The organism is Siccibacter turicensis LMG 23730 (assembly GCF_000463155.2).
GTDB lineage: Bacteria > Pseudomonadota > Gammaproteobacteria > Enterobacterales > Enterobacteriaceae > Siccibacter > Siccibacter turicensis.
On record NZ_AWFZ01000028.1, the window covers coordinates 35,364 to 55,496 of the forward strand.

Here is a 20,133-nt window from a genome sequence, read left to right on the forward strand (position 1 = left end):
TTTTATCCCCGCGCGCGCACCTGACGACGCAGGCGCAGACCAAACACGTTGATGTAAAGCCCCGCCATAATCAGCACCGCTCCCGCCATCTGCAGCAGCGAGAGATGCTCATCGAGCAGCAGCGCCGCACTTGCCAGGCCCACCACCGGCACCAGCAGCGACAGCGGCGCCACGCGCCAGGTTTCGTAGCGCCCCAGCAGCGTCCCCCAGATCCCGTAGCCGATAATGGTGGCGACAAACGCCAGGTAGACCAGGGAGGCCACCGTTGTGACATCAATGTCCACCAGGCTTCTGAGCATCACCGCCGGGCCATCCAGAATCAGACTGGCCACAAAAAACGGGACGATGGGGATCAGCGCGCTCCACACCACCAGCGACATCACCGGCGGGCGCTGCGTGAGCATCATGATCTTCTTATTAAAGATGTTGCCACAGGCCCAGCTAAATGCCGCCGCCAGCGTCAGCATAAAGCCGAGCAGCGCCACGTGCTGCCCGTTGAGGCTGCCCTCCACCAGCACCAGCACGCCGAACACCGCCAGCGTGATGCCGATAAGCTGTCGCGCCTGCAGTCGCTCCCCGAACACCACCGTGCCAAGAATGATGGTGAAGAACGCCTGCGCCTGCAGCACCAGCGACGCCAGCCCCGCCGGCATACCGAAATTAATGGCGCAGAACAGAAACGCAAACTGCCCGAAGCTTATCGTCAGCCCGTACCCGAGCATCAGGCGCAGCGGAATTTTTGGCCGCGCCACAAACAGCAGCGCCGGAAACGCCACCAGCATAAAGCGCAGGCCGGCCAGCATCAGGGGCGGCATGTTATGCAGCCCAACCTTGATCACCACAAAATTCAGCCCCCAGGCCACCACCACCAGCAACGCCAACAACCCGTCTTTGCGCGTCATACCCGCCCCTGCCTTTTTTTAATAATTTGTTAAAACTTATCGGGAATCGGAGGCGGTGTACAGCCTTCCCCCCCTAAATCTGGCAGGTCAGAAAGGGCACTTACTGCCACCTGGCTGTCTATACAGCCCTGATTTCACATGGTATTGCTAAATAGTCAGCTTATTTCAGATAAGTGCTTTCAATGCCACAGGGAAAAAGATAAGAAAATGTTATCAAAAACTACCATCTCCACCGGCGGGCTGCTGCTCTCGTCGCTGTTGCTCACCATTGGTCGCGGCGCGACGCTTCCCTTTATGGCGATCTATCTGACACGCAAATATGGCATGGGCGTTGATATCGTCGGCGTGGCGATGAGCGTGGCGCTGACGGTGGGCGTGGTGTTCAGCCTGCTGTTCGGCATTCTGGCAGACCGCTTCGATAAGAAGCGCTATATGCTGCTGTCGGTGCTGGTCTTTATCATCGGTTTTATTGCCATTCCGCTGGTGCACAACGCGGTGCTGGTGGTGATCTTTTTCTCGCTTATCAACTGCGCCTACTCGGTGTTTTCGACGGTCCTCAAAGGCTACTTCTCCGACACCCTCGATCCCGGCACCAAGGCGAAGATTTTCTCGCTCAACTACACCTTTCTGAACATCGGCTGGACCATCGGTCCCCCGCTCGGCACCATGCTGGTGATCTACAGCATCGACATGCCGTTCTGGATGGCGGTATGCACCTCGACGCTGCCGCTGTTTCTGATCCAGCGTTTCGTTCAGCCCGGTAAAGTCGCCGCGCCCAGCCCGGACAGCCCGGCGGTGAGCTGGTCGCCGTCGGTGATGCTGCACGACCGGGCGCTGATGTGGTTTACCCTGTCGGCGTTTCTCGGATCGCTGGTGGGTGGCTCATTCGCCTCCTGTATCTCACAGTATCTGCTGGCGGTGGCCGACAGCGATTTCGCTCAGAAGGCGGTCGGGCTGGTGTTGCCGGTGAACGCCGCCGTGGTGGTACTGCTGCAGTATGCGGTGGGACGTCGGCTGACGCCGCAGAACCTGCGCCCGCTGATGGGCCTCGGTACGATCTGTTTTATCCTGGGTCTGGCAGGCTTTATGGTGTCGGACACTAACCTGGTGCTGTGGGGTGTTTCCGTAGCGGTCTTCACCGTCGGAGAGCTTATCTATGCCCCCGGTGAATATATGCTGATCGATCACATTGCCCCGGCGGGCATGAAGTCGAGCTATTTCTCCGCCCAGTCGCTGGGCTGGCTCGGCGGCGCGCTGAACCCGCTGGTCACCGGGGTAATCCTCACGACCCTGCCCGCCTGGTCGCTGTTCGCGATCCTGATTGGCGCCATCGTGCTGGCGTGGCTCTGCATGCTGAAAGGGATGAGCGGCCGGACATGGGATATGCCGTCGCTGAAGTCGGTTTAACAGATGGGTCTGGTCGACTGAGCCAGGTGGCCCGCCCCGGCGGGCTTACTTTCTGTCTTCAAGTACCGTATAGGCCGCGCTACGTTCACGTTTTCCCACGCTCAGCACCAGCACCGTCACAACGTCGTCCCGGACCTGATAGACCAGGCGGTACCCTGAGGCCCGTTGCTTGATCTTGTAATAATCTTTATAGCCGTGAAGACGTGCCGAAGGGACGCGGGGATTGATTAGACGTTTGGCGAGGGATTTTTTAAATTCTTCTCTGACGGTATGCCCCAGCTTCTTCCATTCTGCCAGGGCATGTACTTCAAAATGAAGTTTATAAGTCATCCAGACTTACCTCGACGGTATCGCCGTTTTTACGTGTTTCCGCAATCTGCGCCAGCTCCGCATCCTCTGCCAGTTCCAGCAGACGGGCATAGAGCGCCGGGGGAACACAATAAAATGCCGGTTCATTGCGATTGAGTATTGCCACGGCATCGCCTTGCCCCTCAAGGACCGTACCCATGGGGTTGCGTTTAAGATCGGTGATGCTCGCTGCGGTTTTTGACAATATTTGGAATGTCATAAATGGCCCTCTTAAAAGCACCTTTAAGTGTACTATAAAAAGTGCGTAATGCCATCCCCATCCTATATCGTCACCAGCCCCCTGACCCCATCGCGCGCCATGTCCGCCCCGCTCCCGCGCTGCACCACGCTGCCGCGAGACATCACCAGATAGCTGTCCGCCAGCTCGGCGGCAAAGTCATAGAACTGCTCAACCAGCAGAATCGCCATATCGCCCCGGTTTGCCAGCTGGCGGATAACCAGGCCAATCTCCTTGATAACCGAGGGCTGGATCCCTTCCGTGGGCTCATCCAGGATCAGCAGCTGTGGCCGGGTGGCTAACGCCCGCCCGATGGCCAGCTGCTGCTGCTGGCCGCCGGACAGATCCCCGCCGCGCCGGTGCTTCATTGCACTGAGCACCGGAAACAGCTGATAGATTTCCTCCGGCACCTGGCGGGCGTGGCGGGCCGGGAAGCGCGTCAGCCCCATCAGCAGGTTCTCCTCCACCGTCAGACGAGGAAAGATTTCACGCCCCTGGGGCACATAAGCCATCCCGGCCTGCACCCGCTGGTGCGGTTTGCGCGTGGTGATGGGCTTATCCTGCCAGGTCACGCTGCCCGAGCGCGCCGGCACCAGCCCCATCAGACACTTCAGCAGCGTGGTCTTCCCGACGCCGTTGCGCCCCAGCAGGCAGGTGACCTCGCCGATGCGCGCCTCAAAGGAGACGCCGCGTAATATATGGCTCCCACCGTAATACTGATTGAGTTCGTTGACCTGTAGCATCTGTTACTCCCCTTTAGCCCTGCGCCTTAACGCCCGAGATAGACTTCGATCACCTGCTCGTTAGCCTGCACCTCGCGCAGCGAGCCCTCGGCCAGCACCTGGCCCTGATGCAGCACCGTCACCCGATCGGCGATAGTTTCCACAAAGCCCATATCGTGCTCCACCACCATCAGGGAGTGCTTCCCGGCGAGGGTGCGAAACAGCTCGGCGGTATATTCCGTCTCCGCGTCGGTCATGCCCGCCGCCGGCTCGTCGAGCAGCAGCAGGTGCGGCTCCTGCACCAACAGCATGCCGATCTCCAGAAACTGCTTCTGTCCGTGGGAGAGCAACCCGGCGCGACGATGCCGCTCGCCGCCAAGACGCAGTAGCGTCAGCATCTCGTCGATCCGATCGCGCTGCTCCCCGTTGAGCACCGCCCGCAGCGTGCCCCAGACGCTCTTGTCGCCCTTTTGGGCGATCTCAAGATTTTCAAACACCGTCAGGGCCTCAAACACCGTGGGCTTCTGAAACTTACGGCCAATGCCGCGTCGGGCGATGTCCGCCGGCTCCAGCGCGGTCAGGTCGGTAGATTGATCGTACCAGGCCCGTCCGCTGCGGGGCCGCGTTTTACCGGTGATCACGTCCATCAGGGTGGTTTTCCCGGCGCCGTTCGGGCCAATCACGCAGCGCAGCTCCCCGACGCCGATGCGCATCGACAGATTGGTCAGCGCATTGAATCCGTCAAAGCTGACGTTGATCTCCTCGAGCTGCAGCACCGGGTCGGTCTGCTCACGAAACCGATCGCTCGGCTGCTGACGGGTAAAGAGTCCTTCTGAAGGCTGCATCATTTCTCTCCTCTGCGCAGCAGGCCAATAACGCCGCGCGGTAAAAACAGCGTCACCAGGATAAAAATCAGTCCGAGGAACAGCTGCCAGTACTCAGGCATCGCCACGGTAAAGAAACTTTTCGCCCCGTTGACCAGACCGGCACCCAGCACCGGGCCAATCAGCGTCCCACGGCCACCGAGCGCCACCCAGATCGCCGCTTCGATAGAGTTGGTGGGGGACATTTCGCCAGGATTGATAATCCCGACCTGCGGGACGTAGAGCGCCCCCGCCAGCCCGCACAGCACCGCCGACAGCGTCCAGACCAGCAGCTTAAACCCGCGCGGATCGTAGCCGCAGTACATCAGCCGGTTTTCCGCATCGCGCACGGCGGTGAGGATGCGGCCAAACTTGCTGCGCGCCAGCGCAAAGCCCACCAGCAGCGCGGCCAGCAGCAGGATGACGCTGGCGAGAAACAGGCCGATACGCGTCGACACCGCGGTAACCGGCTGGCCGAGCAGCGTGGTGAAACCGGTAAAGCCGTTATTGCCGCCGAACCCGGTTTCGTTGCGAAAGAACAGCAGCATCCCGGCCCAGGTCAGCGCCTGGGTCATAATGGAGAAGTAGACCCCTTTGATTTTCGAGCGGAAGGCAAACCAGCCAAACACCAGCGCCAGCAGGCCCGGCAGCGCTACCACCAGCACCATCGCCCAGGCGAAATGGTCGGTGCCCCACCAGAACCAGGGCAGCTCCCGCCAGGAGAGATACGACATAAACGCCGGTAGCCCGTCGCCCGCGGCCTGGCGCATCAGGTACATACCCATGGCGTAGCCGCCGAGGGCAAAGAACAGCCCGTGCCCCAGAGAGAGCAGCCCGGCATAGCCCCACACCAGATCCAGCGCCACAGCGACCACCGCGTAACACAGCACTTTACCGACCAGCGTCAGGGTGTAGGTGGAGAGGCTCAGAGGATGCGCGGCCGGCAGCAGCGCGAGAAACGGCATAATCAACAGCAGCGCCACCAGCACCGAACCGAGCAGCATGCTCAGGCGCGGCGCGCGGCGCGTCAGGGTTAACGTCAGCGGCTGGCTCATCAGTCTGTCACCCTCCCTTTGAGTGCAAACAACCCCTGCGGGCGTTTCTGAATAAACAGGATCACCAGCACCAGAATGGCGATTTTCGCCAGCACCGCGCCGATCTGCGGTTCAAGAATTTTGTTGAAGATGCCCAGCCCAAACGCCGCCGCGACGCTGCCCGCCAGCTGCCCGACGCCGCCCAGCACCACCACCAGGAAGGAGTCGATGATGTAGCCCTGGCCCAGTTCAGGTCCGACGTTGCCAAGCTGCGACAGCGCCACGCCGCCCAGCCCGGCGATCCCCGACCCGAGGCCAAACGCCAGCATATCGACGCGCCCGGTAGGCACGCCGCAGCAGGCGGCCATGGCGCGGTTCTGGGTAACGGCGCGGATCTGCATCCCCAGCCGGGTTCGGCTCAGGATAAGCCAGGTAAAGAGCAGCACCAGCAGCACAAAGCCCACCACCACCAGCCGGTTCCACGGCAGGATCAGGTTCGGCAGCACCTGCCACCCGCCCGACAGCCATGCCGGGTTCGCCACTTCGAGGTTCTGTGCGCCAAAGGTCATGCGCACCAGTTGGATCAGCATCAGGCTGATCCCCCAGGTCGCCAGCAGGGTCTCCAGCGGGCGACCATAGAGATGGCGGATCACCGTGCGCTCCAGCGCCATGCCGATCCCGGCGGTGACCACAAACGCCACCGGCAGGGCTGCCAGCGGATACAGCGTCAGCCACTGCGGCGCGAACTGGCTGAAGGCGCTCTGCACCAGCCAGGCGCTGTAGGCCCCGAGCATCAGCATCTCGCCGTGCGCCATGTTGATGACCCCGAGCAGACCGTAGGTGATCGCCAGGCCCAGGGCGGCTAACAGCAGAATCGAGCCCAGCGAAACGCCCATAAACGCCTGCCCCAGCAGCTCACCCACTTTCAGGCGCTGTTCGATTTTGCGCACGCTCTGCGCCGCCGCCTCGCGCACTCTGGCGTCCGGTTCATGCCGGGCGTCGGTAAAGGGTTGCAGCCGGGCGCGGGTTTGCGGATCGGCGGTCTGCCCGAGCAGCGTCACGGCATTCAGGCGCAGCGCCGCATCGGGACTGGCGAGCTGTAGCCCGGCTAGCGCCCCGGTCAACGCCGCGCGCACCTGCTCATCCTGCTCCGCCGCCAGACACGCCGCGATAAGCGGCTGGAGCGCAGGCTGGGGATCGCGGCTCAGCTCACGCGCCGCCGCCTCACGCTCCGTGACGTTGTCACTTACAAGCCGATGGGTCGCGATGGCCAACGCCGTCTCGTTGCGCAGACGATTGGTCAGGCGCACTTTTTTCAGCGCGCCCTGCGGTGAGGTGGCCGCGCCCAGCGGCGTCAACGTGCCGTCGCGCCGGGTAAAGGGATGTTTCGCCTCATCCACCACCAGACTCTCCTCGCCCAGCGCCATCAGCAGCGGCAGCCGCGCAGGATCCGGTGACGTCGCCCAGCGTTGCAGCAGCGTGCTCTGCTGACTGCGACCGGCAGCGGCAAAGTCATCGGCGTCTGCCGCCTGGGCCAGGCCGGACATCAGCCAGGTGGCTATCAACAGCCAGCGTAAAAGTTGCATGGTCTTCTCCTGTAAACGGCGCGAAACCGCTTGCGGACGGGCCGGTTCCGGTGCGGCGAGCGTGCCCGCCGCACCGAAGGCGCGTCGTTATTGCGCGGCGGTTTTTACCGGCGTGTCGGGCTTTTTATCGTTACCGGCGATATACGGGCTCCACGGCTGGGCGCGGACCGGCTGTTCGGTCTGCCACACCACGTTGAACTGGCCGTTGCTTTCGATTTCGCCGATCATCACCGGCTTGTGCAGGTGGTGGTTGGTCTTATCCATGGTCAGAGTAAAGCCCGATGGCGCGCTGAAGGATTGCCCGGCCATCGCCGCACGCACCTTGTCCACATCCGTGGTGCCCGCCTTCTCAACCGCCTGCGCCCACATATGCAGCCCGACGTAGGTCGCTTCCATCGGATCGTTGGTCACCACGGTGTCGGCGTTCGGCAGCTTGTGCGCTTTGGCGTAAGCGCGGTAATCCGCGACGAATTTCTGGTTCTCGGGGTTATCCACCGACTCGAAGTAGTTCCAGGCGGCGAGGTTGCCGACCAGCGGTTTGGTGTCGATGCCGCGCAGCTCCTCTTCGCCCACCGAGAACGCCACCACCGGCACATCGGTCGCCTTCAGCCCCTGGTTTGCCAGCTCTTTATAGAACGGGACGTTGGAGTCGCCGTTGATGGTGGATACCACGGCGGTTTTCCCACCAGCGGAGAACTTTTTGATGTCGCTGACGATGGTCTGGTAGTCGCTGTAGCCGAACGGGGTGTAGACCTCCTGAATGTCGCTGTCCTTCACCCCTTTTGAGTGCAGGAAGGCGCGCAGGATCTTGTTGGTGGTACGCGGGTAGACATAGTCGGTGCCGAGCAGGAAGAAGCGTTTAGCCTCGCCGCCGTCCTCGCTCATCAGATACTCCACCGCCGGAATGGCCTGCTGGTTAGGGGCGGCCCCGGTATAGAACACGTTCGGCGACATCTCTTCCCCTTCGTACTGCACCGGGTAGAACAGCAGGCCGTTCAGCTCCTCAAACACCGGCAGCACCGATTTACGCGAGACCGACGTCCAGCAGCCAAACACCGCGGCAACCTTATCCTGACTCAGCAGCTGGCGCGCCTTCTCGGCGAACAGCGGCCAGTTGGAGGCCGGATCCACCACCACCGGTTCGAGCTGTTTCCCGAGCACCCCACCGCTGGCGTTGATCTCGGCGATGGTCATCAGCGCCACGTCCTTGAGCGGCGTTTCGGAGATCGCCATGGTGCCGGAGAGGGAGTGCATGATGCCCACTTTAATGGTGTCTGCCGCCTGCGCGCTGAAGGCGAATCCCATGCTGATGACCGAGGCGGAAAGGGCAAACGCTTTAAGTAATGTACGTCGATGCATAGTTCACTCCTGAAAAATAGCTGTGCGTAATTAGCGAAACTTCGATTGCCGCGCGTCGTGCAGCATATGAAGTGTTATTTTGCGAACCTCTTTCTGACTGTGGGCGATATGCCCGGACAACAGGGTTTGCGCCTCCTCCTGGTGACGGTTAAGAATGGCGAGCAGGATGCAGCTGTGCTCGTCGTACGTGGCCTTCACGCGCGCCGGCTGGGTAAAGTCCATGCGGCGCACGATGCGGATTTTGTCGGTCAGGTCGCGATGCACCCGCGCCATCTCCGGGTTGCCGGCGGCGTTCACCAGCGTCATATGAAACGCCTCGTCGTGCCCCGCCACGCTCTCGCCTTCGGGCAGCGGCGGCGCATCAATCCAGAACGCTTTCAGGGTGTGGATCGCGGGCGGCATGGCGTCTGGCGCCCGTTCACACAGCCGCTTCACCGCTTCGCACTCCAGCACAATGCGCAGGTCGTACAGCGCCTCCAGGTAGTCGAAGTCGATGTGCTTCACCTGCCACCCGCTGCGCGGCTGCACCGCCAGATAGCCCTCCTGCTCCAGGGCATACAGCGCCTGACGCACCGGGGTACGGCTCGCCGCCATGCGCAGCGCGATGTCGTTCTCGCTAAAGCGATCGCCGGGCAGCAGCTGGAAATCGAAGATCGCCTGTTTAAGCAGCCGGTAAATCCGATCGGCCTGGCCTTCGGCGTTCAGCGGTTTATCCCTTTTTTGCACGGGCATGGTGATGCTCCTGAGTCGTGTGCCATTGCGGGTGCGCTACGCTTACCCGCCCTACAAACCGGGAGTACGAGGTGCAGTACGTAGGGTGGGTAAGCAACGCGTACCCACCTTCAGTCACCAGAGTAAAAACGAGGCCAGATGAACGTCTGACCGTCGGCGGCGCAGGCAGATTGCGCGCGGACTGCACGGACCGAGGGGAGCGTACACGCAGTACGTGACCCTCGGGAGTACAGCCCAGGCGCGAGCTGGCCAGTGAGCCAGGTCTGGCACCCGTAAGCCAGGTCAGGCGCCCACCAGCCACAGCAGCGCATCGCCAGGCACCACGGTGCGCCCCTGCTGGCAGCGGATATGCGACACCGTGCCCGCGCAGGGGGCGCTGATCGTCAGCTCCATCTTCATCGCCTCCACCACGATCAGCGGATCGCCCTGCTTCACCGTCTGGCCGGGTTCAACCAGGATCTTCCAGATATTGCCGTTGAGATCGGCGCTCACCCGCTGGCCCTCGGGCTGCACGTCCGGCTCCGCCGGCGCGGCAAACGCGGCCTCTGCGTCGCCCTCGTGAGCCTGCCAGTGCGCCACCTCGGCGCTGAACGCCGCCTGCTGGCACGCCCTGAACGCCGCGATCTCCGCCGCGTTGTCATCCAGGAACTGGCGATAGTGCGCCACGTCAAACAGGCTCTCTTCGATGCGGATCGACGCCCGGCCCTCGCGGAACGCCTCCCGGAAGGTGGTCAGCTCCGCCTCAGAAACCGGGTAGAAGCGCACCTGGTCGAAGAACTTCAGCAGCCAGGGCTCATCTCCGAACTGCGGGTTTTTCAGAAAGGTGTTCCAGATCGGCAGCGTGCGCCCCACCAGCTGGTAGCCGCCGGGGGAGTCCATCCCGTAGATGCACATGTACATTCCCCCGATCCCCACCGTGCCTTCGGCGGTCCAGGTGCGCGCCGGGCTGTACTTTGAGCTGAGCAGGCGATGGCGCGGGTCCACCGGCACCGCACAGGGCGCGCCAAGATAGACATCCCCGAGGCCGAGCACCAGATAGCTGGCATCGAACAGGATCTGCCGCACCGCGTCCCGGGAGGCCAGGCCGTTGGCGCGAGCGATAAAATCGACGTTGTTTGGCAACCACGGCGCCTCGCTGCATACCGTCTGCTGGTAGCGATCCACCGCCGCCAGGGTGGCGCTGTCTTCGAAGGCCATCGGCAGCCAGACGATGCGGGACGGCACCTTCAGGGTGCTCACATCCCCCAGCGCGCGCTCCGTCTCCAGCAGCCGCGCCAGCAGATCCCCCTGGGAGAGACGGCGGGTATCAAAACGCACCTGCAGCGAGCGCACGCCCGGCGAGAGTTCCTCGATGCCCGGTATCGCCGCGGCGCGCAGTGCCTCCATCAGCAGGTGAACGCGCAGGCGCAGCGTCAGATCCATCACGTTGTCGCCGTACTCGATCAGCACATAGCTGTCGCCCGCCTGACGCCACACGACGGCGGGCATCACGCCCTGTGCCGGGCGTTCGGCGAGAATGGCCGCGCTGGAGGTCCCCTGCGGCACAATCGATGCCGGCACAGCCGACGGGACCGGCACCGCGCGCAGGGTGTCAATCGTCTGCTGCTGGATCACTTCCAGCGCCCGGGCCTGGGCAACGGTAATGGGATGGAAACGGATGCGGTCCCCCGGCTTCACCTGCCCCACCTTCCACAGCTCGGCTTTGGCGATGGTGACCGGGCAGACAAAGCCCCCGAGGCTCGGGCCGTCGTGGGTGAGGATCACCGGGAAATCGCCGGTGAAGTTGATCGCGCCGATGGCGTATTCGCAGTCGTGAACGTTGGAGGGGTGCAGCCCCGCCTCGCCGCCGTCGGCGCGGGTCCACTGCGGTTTCGGGCCGACGAGACGCACGCCCAGCCGGTTGGCGTTGTAGTGCACCTGCCACTCGGCGTCGAAGAAGCTCGCCATCGAATCCGGGGTAAAGAAGTCCGGCGCGCCGTGCGGGCCATACAGCACGCCGATATCCCACACCTCGCCGTAGCGCGGGATCAACGCCGGATCGGCGGCCTGCGGCAGCGTAACGGGCGCAGGCGTGGTGCAGGCGGGCAGCGCCGGCTGGGAGATGGCCAGCAGATCCCCCGGGCGCAGCGTGCGTCCGGCGTGGCCGCCGAACTGTCCCAGCGCAAAGGTCGCCCGGCTGCCGAGGCAGACCGGAACGTCTATGCCGTTGCGCACCGCCAGACAGGTACGGCACCCGGACACGGCGCGCCCCAGGGTCAGGGTCTGCCCGGCGCTGACGCTCACCGGCTGCCACCAGGGGACGCTCTCCCCGTCAATGTCCGCCGGGCATAGCGCCCCGGTCAGCGCAATAGTCGCATCGGTGTGAAAACGCAGGGTCGGCCCCTGAAGCGTGAACTCCAGCCCGGCCGCTTCCGGATGGTTGCCTACGATGCGGTTCGCCAGCCGGAAGGCAAAGTCATCCATCGGGCCGGACGGCGGAACGCCAACGTCCCAGTAGCCGGTGCGCCCCGGATAATCCTGGACGCTGCTCCAGGTGCCCGGCTCCAGCACCTCGATCACGCTGGCCTGCCAGCTCACCGCATCCAGCAGCCGCGTCCACATCGTGCCGGCCCGGAATGCATCGAGGCGCACAATCTGACGCAGGTAATCAAGGTTGGTGGCAATGCCGTGCAGCCGGGTGGCCGCCAGCGCCGCATCAAGCTTGTCGAGCGCCTCCTGCCGCGTGTCGCCCTTGACGATGATTTTGGCAATGGTCGGGTCGTAAAACGGGCTTATCTCCGCGCCGGTGCTGACCCAGGTATCGACCCGCACCGTCTCGGGAAACGCCACGTCGGTCAGGACGCCGGGGCTGGGCTGGAAGTTTTTCAGCGGATCTTCGGCATAGACGCGCACTTCAATCGAGGCGCCCTGAGGCGGCTGGCGAAGGCGTGCCCAGTCGGGTGCCACGCCGGCGGCGATGTTAACCATGCACGCCACCAGGTCGATACCGGTGACCATCTCGGTGACTGGGTGCTCCACCTGCAGCCGGGTATTCACTTCCAGGAAATAGAAGCGGTCCTGCTGCGGGTCATAGATAAACTCCACGGTGCCGGCGCTGCGATAGTTAACCGACTCCCCCAGCGCCACGGCGGCGCGATGCAGCGCGGCGCGGGTGGCATCGGGCAGACAGGGAGCCGGCGTCTCCTCCACCACCTTCTGATTCCGGCGCTGGAGCGTGCAGTCGCGCTCGCCGAGCGCCACCACCGTGCCGTTGCCATCCCCGAGGATCTGCACTTCAAGGTGCCGCGCCCGGTCGACGAAGCGCTCCAGAAACACGCCGTCGTCGCTGAAGAACTGCGCGCCCAGTCGCTTCACGCTCTCCCAGGCGTCGGCCAGGTCGGCGGCGCTGTCGCAGCGGGTCAGGCCAATGCCGCCGCCGCCGGCGGTGGTCTTCAGCATTACCGGGTAACCCATCTGCGCCGCGGCGTGCTGCGCCTCTTCCAGCGAGGTGAGCAGCCCGGTGCCGGGCGTCATCGGCACACCGGCCGCGGCGGCCAGCGCTCTGGCGCGGTGCTTCAGGCCAAAGTCGGCAATCTGCTGTGGCGTCGGGCCGATAAACACCAGACCGGCCGCCTCACAGGCCTGGGCAAATTCGGCCCGCTCGGAGAGAAAACCGTAGCCGGGAAAGATGGCCTGCACGCCGCTGCGCTGGGCCGCGGCCAGGATCTTTTCGATATTCAGATAGCTGTCGGCGGCCTTTTCCCCGCCCAGCCCCTGCGCTTCACTGGCCTGGGTAACGTGCTGCGCATTGCGATCGGGATCGGACCATACCGCCACGCTGGCGATGCCCATGGCATCAAGGGTGCGGATGGCGCGGCAGGCGATTTCGCCCCGGTTGGCGATTAACACTTTGCTGAACATAGTGGCTCCTCAGGCGCTGTGGTGACGGGCAAGCCAGGCTTTCCAGCCGCCCCAGGACGTAATATCGGTGGCGTTTTTCAGCGCCTGTGGTTCGCAGATAAAGCCCTTCACCAGGCTGCCATCGGCCAGCTCCAGCGTGCCGATGCCCAGCGGGGCCGGGATCTCTGCGACAAACTCCCCAAAGCGCGCCAGCGGGATATCCCACAGCTCCAGCGCGATGGACTGCCCGCTTGCACTGCGCACCAGGCCCGGCTTCGGCGGCGTGGTATTGGCGAGGGCATACAGGCGATAACAGTCGCGGGTGGTGGTTTCGCAGACGAAGCGAGCCTGGCGGCGTTGCAACTGCGGGTTAAGCGGCTGGCCGCGCAGGTGCGCTCCGACCACCGCCACGCGCACATGGTGGCTCTCCGGCGCGGGGGTGCGCTGCGCGGCCAGGGGTTGCCCGGTCGCGCCGAGCGGAAGCGCGTGCGCCTGCTGCCAGCGCGCGCCAAAGGCGCTCAGGGCCAGATCGTGCCAGGCCGGGGCGATAAGCGTGATGCCGAACGGCAGCCCGTCGTCGCGGAACCCGGCGGGCAGCGCCAGCGCGCTGAGATCGGCGAGGTTGGTAAAATTGGTGTAGGTGCCGAACTGCGAGTTGTAGCGCACCGGCTCCTGCGCCATCTCCGCGAGGGTACGAATGGTCGGCGAGGTCGGCACCACCAGCGCATCGAACCCGTCGAGCTGCGTCACGATACGGCGCGCCAGTTCAGCCCGGGTGTACTCGGCCTGCCAGGCGTCACAGGCGCTGTACGCCCGCCCGCCCTCGATGATGCCGCGCACCGTCGGGTCCATCTCGCTGGCGTCCCGGTCAAGCATCGCTCCGGCAGCGACGGTACGCTCCGCCACCCAGGCACCGGCATAGAGCTGGGCGGCCAGGGCGCGAAAAGCGGTGAAATCGATGGGTTCCAGCGTGGCGCCAAGGGCTGCAAGCTGCGTCAGGCTGCGCTGGAAAGCGGCCTCGCTCCGGGCATCGCCGTAAAACTCAAGGCTGTCCGGGACCGCGATACGCGGTGTGGGATTGAACCGTGCCGGCGCGGTGCCGGGATGAGGCCGGGAATACGGGTCGGCGGCATCGAACCCGCTCGCCAACGACGCCACGGTCCAGGCATCCTCAACCGTAAGGGCAAACACCGACACGCAGTCGTTCAGGCGGCAGGCAGGCACCACGCCCCGGGTCGAGAGCCAGCCTTTGGTGGGTTTCAGTCCGACGATGTTGTTGAAGCCCGCCGGGACGCGCCCTGAACCGGCGGTATCGGTGCCCAGCGCAAACGCCACCTGCCCGCGCGCCACCGCGGAAGCGGAGCCGGAGCTGGAGCCGCCGCTGACGTACGTCTCGTTGAAGGTGTTAGGCACGGCGCCATAGGGTGACCGGGTACCGACCAGCCCGGTGGCGAACTGATCGAGGTTGGTTTTCCCGACCACGATGGCTCCCGCCGCTTTGAGCCGCGCCACCACGGTGGCGTCCTGCTCTGGCCGGTAGCTGAAGGCCGGACAGGCGGCGGTAGTGGGCATGCCCGCCACGTCGATATTGTCCTTCACCGCAAAGGGCACGCCGTAGAGCGGAAAATCCGCCAGCGTGCGATCGCCCTGGCGCAGCGCCGTTTGCAGGGCGGTAATTTGCGCCTTCACCGCGGCGGCGTCGGCGCGATAAATCCACGCGTTGTCGGGCGTATTTGCCTGTTCGCTAAAGGCCAGGAAAACATCCTCAATACGCTCAGGCTCCGCGGCATAATATTCCTGCCATTGCGTAAGGGTATATGCCTGAAATAATGATCGAGAGCGTGTCATGCAACGGCATCCTTTCTGGTATACAAGTTGGGATACCTGTTGCAAAGGTGATGCCAGAAATAATAAGTAACGCTATTTCAGTCGGTTACTTATTACCCATCGGCTATTACGCCTTATTTTAGCGAGGGAAGTTAAACGCAGCCGCGCAATTATGGTGCACGCTGCGTTGTGAATGTGCTGGCAGGATAATAAAAACGCATTACTCGGTTATTTATGATGCGATTCGCTTATATTTGTTAGCAAGATGTGCGTTCATCGACCTGTCACGCCACGCGGGGAATATTCAGCATGTACTATAGTTGACCTGATTCTTATTTCTGCCATCACTACAGGGTAATAACGATGTCTAATGCAAAAGGTTACGCCGCGTTTTCCGCCACCACGCCCCTTGGCCCGTTCTCCTTTGAACGCCGTGAGCCGCGCGAAGATGATGTGGTGATTGATATCAAATACTGCGGCGTGTGCCACTCCGATATCCATATGGTGCGCGACGAATGGGGCGGCGCAAGCTACCCGATGGTGCCGGGCCATGAAATTGTCGGCGTGGTGAAAGCAGTGGGCGCGAAGGTCACCAAATTTAAGGCGGGCGACAAGGTCGGCGTGGGCTGCTTTGTGGACTCCTGCACCACCTGCAACCATCGCGACGAAGATATTGAGCAGTATCTGCCGGGTCTGGTGATGACCTATAACAGTCCGGAAGTCGGCACCGGCAAGCCGACCTACGGCGGCTACTCCGATCATATCGTGGTGAAAGAGGGCTACGTGCTGCGCGTACCGGACAACCTGCCTCTGGACGCCTCCGCCCCGCTGCTGTGCGCCGGTATTACGCTGTGGTCACCGCTGAAGCGCTGGAACGCCGGTCCGGGCAAAAAAGTCGCCATCGTGGGTATGGGCGGCCTCGGGCACATGGGCGTGAAGCTCGGTCATGCGCTGGGGGCGGAAATCACCGTGCTCAGCCAGTCGCTGTCGAAAAAAGAGGACGGGCTGCGTCTGGGGGCCGATCATTACTACGCCACCCGCGATGCAGAGACCTTTGAAAAACTGCAGAACCATTTCGATCTCATCATCTGCACCGTCTCAGCCAACATCGACTGGAACGCCTACCTGCAGCTGCTGAAGCCGGACGGCACCTTTGTGGTGCTGGGTATTCCGGAGCAGCAGATCCCCATCTCCGCCATGCCGCTGGTGAGCGCCCGTCGTACCATTTCCGGGTCGATGATCGGTTCTATCAAAGAGACCCAGGAGATGCTGGATTTCTGCGGCGAACACAATATCGTGTCCGAAATTGAAACCATCACTATCGATCAGATCAATGACGCCTACGAGCGCGTGCTGAAAAGCGACGTGCGCTATCGCTTCGTGATCGATATGGCGAGCCTGTAAGGCTACGCCTGAACCCGGCGGGTGCCGGGTCCGCATAACAAAAAAGGATGCACGCTGTGCATCCTTTTTTTTATGGCTGCCCGTAAGGGCTACCACACTTCTCCGGCAATGCAGGTGACCAGACGCACCTTGTCCCACTGCTGCTCTGGCGTCAGGGTATTCCCCTCTTCCGTCGAGGCAAATCCGCACTGCGGGCTGAGGCAAATCTGGGCGAGCGGGACGTACTTCGCCGCTTCCTGTAACCGCGCTTTCACCCCTTCCGGGTTCTCCAGCTCGCCGTTTTTGGTGGTGATCAGGCCCAGCACCACCTGCTGATGACCCGGACGGATGAAGCGCAGCGGTGCGAAGTCCCCGGAGCGATCGTTGTCATACTCAAGGAAAAAGGCATCGACGTTGACGCTGCCGAACAGCACCTCGGCCACCGGCTCGTAGCCGCCCTCGGAGATCCAGGTGGAGCGGAAGTTGCCGCGGCACACGTGCAGCCCGACGGTCAGGTCGGCGGGTTTGTTTTCCAGGGCTTTATTCAGAACGCGGGCGTAGGTACGCGCCAGCACGTCCGGATCGTCACCGCGCTCGCGGATTTGACGACGCTGGTCATCCGAGCAGAGATAGGCCCAGACGGTATCGTCCAGCTGCAGATAGCGGCAGCCCGCCTCGTAGAACGCGTGGATCGCATCGCGCCAGGTGGTAGCGAGGTCGTCAAAGTAAACGTCGAGATCGGGGTAGACGGTGGCATCGATATCCTTACGGCCGCCGCGGAAGTGAAGCACGCTGGGGCTCGGGATGGTCATCTTCGGCTCTGCGTTGCCGCTGATGCTTTTCAGATAGCGAAAGTCTTCCAGCATCGGGTGCGAGCCGAAGCCAAGCTTACCGACAACCCGCACGCCATGCGCTTTGGTCTGCACGCCGTTGAACTGGATGCCCTGCTGGGAATCGTAGCGCTCCACGCCTTCCAGACCGTCGAAGAAGTCGAAATGCCACCAGGCGCGACGGAATTCGCCGTCGGTCACCACGTGCAGACCGCAGCTGCACTGCTGCTCAACCACATGGCGGATTTCATCGTTTTCAATCTGACGCAGCGCGGCCGCGTCAATCTCACCGCGGGCAAACTGCTGGCGCGCCGTTTTAATGGCATCGGGACGTAAAAAACTGCCGACTACATCGGCGCGGAACGGGGCGTGCTGTCGTTGCATTCTTCTCTCTCCTGCCCGGCTAACTAACTAATTTAGCTGGGTGATAATTCACACTCTGAATTTTAGCCTTCTGGATGGCTATATGTCCGAATCATGACATGAACTGTCTGATGCGGCAAATGAAGAAACGTCAACAGCCGTGAATTTTTTTCACGGCTTGCAATTTGAAAGCAAAAAGGGAACATTCCCATTACGAATGAAAGCCGGTGCGCTCAGGTGCACTGTCATTTACGGAAACTATTAGCATGTTATGCACTTAGCCTGTATGTTCGGGCTGAATTTATCGCGCATGACGCCTTACTCCTCCTCGCCACTGAGGCCCGCTTCTCCACCGTCGTTTTGCTTACAGGGATTTATATGTCTCAGTTCACCATTGAAATGCTGTCCGATCAGTGCGGCGTCAGCATGCAGAATCTGCGGACCTGGCAGCGACACGGTTTGTTGAGGCCCAGTCGCGATGGTGCCGGACGCCGGTTTTTTAACTACAGCCACCTGATGCGCACGCAAATGATTGTGAAGTGGCTGGAGCGCGGCATCCCGCTAAGCGAGATCGCGAAGCTGCTGAAAGGCGAACACGCTACGCTTAACAGCCAGTGGATGCTCTATCAGGAGAATATGCTGGCGGCGCTGGAAAAGCCGACTGCGGATAAGCTGCGCACGCTGCTGCGTCGCTTCGGGCGCGAGATGCCCGCCGGGTTGATGATCGACAACATCATCGTCCCGCTCCGTCTCTGGCTGCAAGAGGGACAAACCGCCGCGCAGAATGTGCGTCGGGTGCGGTTCGATACGCTGGTGCTGGAGTACATCGTCTATGTACTGCAGGCCGCTCGCAAGCGTCAGACCCACAGCCTGCTGGTGGTGCCGCTCAATATGCAGGACCCGCTGGCGGTGTGGCTCGAAGCGTTGCGCTGCTCAAGCGAAGGGTTTCGTATTGATGTGCTGGGCGAAGCGGTCACCCATCCGGATCTGAAAATGTTTACCGCCGAGCACTACATGCTCTACAGCGATGTGCCGCTCACGCCCTTACAGGAGGTGCAGCTGCAGCAGTGGGAGACCGAGGGCCTTCCGCTGTTTTTCGCAGGGAACGGGTTCCGTCACAAAGCTACCTTCCCGACCACGATCTTCAGCGCGCTGGATGAAGCGGTGGGATAACCCCGGCGCCTGTGCCGCAGGCAAAAAAAAACCGCCAGGTAACCGGCGGCAATGCTTGCATGGATAGATTTATTATTGATCTTTCGCCGTGGGGCCGTTGAGCGCCCACGACAAATCTGCACCCACGCTAGCACGCGCTTTCTTAACCGCGGTTAAACGACGGGGATCATTTAAAACAGCCGCGGGCCGCTGCCGTATTCAGGCAGGTTATAATTCGACGCCCAGACTTTGATGTCGCCCTGAATGATGACCGTGAACTGGGCCTGTAGTCGCTCGACGATGGCGTTCACCTGGCGGGCGTCGTCGATCATAAAATGCTCATATTTATCTTCGCCTATATTGCTGCACTGCCAGGCTACGTTGAGAATGTGCTCATCCACCACCAGCGCCTGCGCGCGCGGGCACTGGCCGGCAACGGCCCAGGAGATCACCATATTGGCATGCGGGGTGCCAGGCTGAGAGATACTGATAAGCACCGGACGTGAATCCGCCGTTTGCGTCATGTCGTAGCGTACGCCATCCTTATTGTACCAGATATTATATTCACGCCCGGTAAAGGACGCGGCAACGCCAGTCTGCGACAGCAGATAAAGAAATAGCAGGATATTTTTCACGGGGTATCATCAGAATTTACGCAGGCGCGCTATTATCATCTTTTTTCGCGTCGCAGCAATGAATTACGTGCGCCCGCCACAAGGGTTATCAGGCTGGCGTTTTCCTGGTATCGTCGAGCATCATTGTTCCGCAACCTGATTAAGCAGAGATAATGACCGAAATTAACCGCCCGCAGCTTCAGCTGCCAAATAATGCCGAACGGCTTCTGCTGCACTCCTGCTGCGCACCCTGTTCCGGGGAAGTGATGGAAGCGCTGCACGCCTCCGGTATTGATTACACCATCTTTTTTTATAACCCCAATATTCATCCGGAAAAAGAGTACCTGCTGCGCAAAGAGGAGAATATCCGCTTCGCCCGTCAGCACGGGGTGCCCTTTGTGGATGCCGATTACGATACCGATAACTGGTTCGAACGGGCGAAAGGCATGGAGTGGGAACCGGAGCGCGGCGTGCGCTGCACCATGTGCTTCGACATGCGCTTTGAGCGCACCGCGCTCTACGCGCACGAACACGGTTTCCCGGCCATCAGCAGTTCGCTGGGCATTTCGCGCTGGAAAAATATGCAGCAGATAAACGACTGCGGCCACCGCGCGGCGGCACCCTATGAAGGCATGGTCTACTGGGATTATAACTGGCGCAAACAGGGCGGCTCGTCGCGCATGATTGAAATAAGCAAGCGCGAGCGTTTTTATCAGCAGGAATATTGCGGCTGCGTTTACTCGCTGCGCGACAGTAATTTACACCGTAAGTCTCAGGGCCGGGCATTAATTCAGCTGGGCAAACTCTATTATGGCGATGATGAATAAGGTCCGGGATCGGATATTTCTTCGCCAGTCTCCGCGCGGCCGAAAATAACGCTCGCGGGCGGGCTGC

The 20,133-nt window shown here is 61.9% G+C and carries 17 protein-coding genes; 4 read left to right on the forward strand and 13 right to left on the reverse strand.

Going from position 1 to position 20,133, the window contains the following annotated elements; all coding sequences use genetic code 11:
- Positions 1 to 2: 2 nt before the first annotated feature.
- Positions 3 to 902, reverse strand: a complete 900-nt coding sequence (gene eamA, locus DW58_RS04625) for an O-acetylserine/cysteine exporter (protein WP_024548733.1) — start codon at positions 900 to 902, stop codon at positions 3 to 5.
- Positions 903 to 1,109: 207 nt separating this feature from the next.
- On the opposite strand from eamA, the gene ydeE reads away from it, so the two are divergent.
- Complete coding sequence (gene ydeE, locus DW58_RS04630; RefSeq protein WP_024548734.1) at positions 1,110 to 2,309, forward strand: efflux MFS transporter YdeE; 1,200 nt, start codon at positions 1,110 to 1,112, stop codon at positions 2,307 to 2,309.
- Positions 2,310 to 2,354: 45 nt separating this feature from the next.
- Here the strand turns inward: ydeE and DW58_RS04635 are convergent, their stop codons facing one another.
- The 10 genes from DW58_RS04635 to atzF all read right to left on the reverse strand — a co-directional run bounded on the left by DW58_RS04635 (position 2,355) and on the right by atzF (position 14,918).
- On the reverse strand, positions 2,355 to 2,639 hold the full coding sequence (locus DW58_RS04635) for a type II toxin-antitoxin system RelE family toxin (RefSeq protein WP_024548735.1): 285 nt from the start codon (positions 2,637 to 2,639) through the stop codon (positions 2,355 to 2,357).
- Complete coding sequence (locus tag DW58_RS04640; RefSeq protein ID WP_024548736.1) at positions 2,629 to 2,877, reverse strand: type II toxin-antitoxin system Phd/YefM family antitoxin; 249 nt, start codon at positions 2,875 to 2,877, stop codon at positions 2,629 to 2,631. Before DW58_RS04640 ends, DW58_RS04635 begins: the two co-directional genes overlap by 11 nt.
- A gap of 62 nt (positions 2,878 to 2,939) precedes the next feature.
- The gene (gene urtE, locus DW58_RS04645) at positions 2,940 to 3,638 is read right to left on the reverse strand and encodes an urea ABC transporter ATP-binding subunit UrtE (RefSeq protein ID WP_024548737.1); all 699 of its coding nucleotides are present in this window, start codon (positions 3,636 to 3,638) and stop codon (positions 2,940 to 2,942) included.
- Between the two features lie 26 nt (positions 3,639 to 3,664).
- Entirely contained in the window at positions 3,665 to 4,462 is a 798-nt protein-coding gene (gene urtD / locus DW58_RS04650) for an urea ABC transporter ATP-binding protein UrtD (RefSeq protein ID WP_024548738.1), read from the reverse strand.
- A complete protein-coding gene (gene urtC / locus DW58_RS04655) occupies positions 4,462 to 5,535 on the reverse strand; it encodes an urea ABC transporter permease subunit UrtC (RefSeq protein WP_024548739.1) in 1,074 nt (357 codons plus the stop codon). The genes urtD and urtC overlap by 1 nt, the downstream gene beginning before the upstream one ends.
- A complete protein-coding gene (gene urtB, locus DW58_RS04660) occupies positions 5,535 to 7,100 on the reverse strand; it encodes an urea ABC transporter permease subunit UrtB (RefSeq protein ID WP_024548740.1) in 1,566 nt (521 codons plus the stop codon). The genes urtC and urtB overlap by 1 nt, the downstream gene beginning before the upstream one ends.
- 87 nt (positions 7,101 to 7,187) lie before the next feature.
- The gene (urtA, locus tag DW58_RS04665) at positions 7,188 to 8,459 is read right to left on the reverse strand and encodes an urea ABC transporter substrate-binding protein (RefSeq protein WP_024548741.1); all 1,272 of its coding nucleotides are present in this window, start codon (positions 8,457 to 8,459) and stop codon (positions 7,188 to 7,190) included.
- Positions 8,460 to 8,489: 30 nt separating this feature from the next.
- Complete coding sequence (locus DW58_RS04670) at positions 8,490 to 9,191, reverse strand: GntR family transcriptional regulator (protein ID WP_024548742.1); 702 nt, start codon at positions 9,189 to 9,191, stop codon at positions 8,490 to 8,492.
- A 282-nt stretch (positions 9,192 to 9,473) separates the two neighbouring features.
- Positions 9,474 to 13,091, reverse strand: a complete 3,618-nt coding sequence (gene uca, locus DW58_RS04675; RefSeq protein WP_024548743.1) for an urea carboxylase — start codon at positions 13,089 to 13,091, stop codon at positions 9,474 to 9,476.
- A gap of 9 nt (positions 13,092 to 13,100) precedes the next feature.
- Positions 13,101 to 14,918, reverse strand: a complete 1,818-nt coding sequence (atzF, locus tag DW58_RS04680) for an allophanate hydrolase (RefSeq protein WP_024548744.1) — start codon at positions 14,916 to 14,918, stop codon at positions 13,101 to 13,103.
- A gap of 342 nt (positions 14,919 to 15,260) precedes the next feature.
- Here atzF and DW58_RS04685 point away from each other — a divergent pair, with 342 nt between their 5' ends.
- Entirely contained in the window at positions 15,261 to 16,301 is a 1,041-nt protein-coding gene (locus tag DW58_RS04685; protein ID WP_024548745.1) for an NAD(P)-dependent alcohol dehydrogenase, read from the forward strand.
- An 89-nt stretch (positions 16,302 to 16,390) separates the two neighbouring features.
- Here DW58_RS04685 and DW58_RS04690 read toward each other — a convergent pair whose 3' ends face one another.
- Positions 16,391 to 17,494, reverse strand: a complete 1,104-nt coding sequence (locus DW58_RS04690) for a cobalamin-independent methionine synthase II family protein (RefSeq protein WP_024548746.1) — start codon at positions 17,492 to 17,494, stop codon at positions 16,391 to 16,393.
- 357 nt (positions 17,495 to 17,851) lie between these two features.
- Here DW58_RS04690 and DW58_RS04695 point away from each other — a divergent pair, with 357 nt between their 5' ends.
- A complete protein-coding gene (locus tag DW58_RS04695) occupies positions 17,852 to 18,646 on the forward strand; it encodes a MerR family transcriptional regulator (RefSeq protein WP_024548747.1) in 795 nt (264 codons plus the stop codon).
- A gap of 170 nt (positions 18,647 to 18,816) precedes the next feature.
- Here DW58_RS04695 and DW58_RS04700 read toward each other — a convergent pair whose 3' ends face one another.
- Complete coding sequence (locus DW58_RS04700) at positions 18,817 to 19,260, reverse strand: hypothetical protein (RefSeq protein WP_024548748.1); 444 nt, start codon at positions 19,258 to 19,260, stop codon at positions 18,817 to 18,819.
- A 152-nt stretch (positions 19,261 to 19,412) separates the two neighbouring features.
- Between DW58_RS04700 and DW58_RS04705 the strand changes: the two genes are divergently transcribed.
- On the forward strand, positions 19,413 to 20,066 hold the full coding sequence (locus DW58_RS04705; RefSeq protein ID WP_024548749.1) for an epoxyqueuosine reductase QueH: 654 nt from the start codon (positions 19,413 to 19,415) through the stop codon (positions 20,064 to 20,066).
- The last annotated feature ends 67 nt before the right edge of the window (positions 20,067 to 20,133 follow it).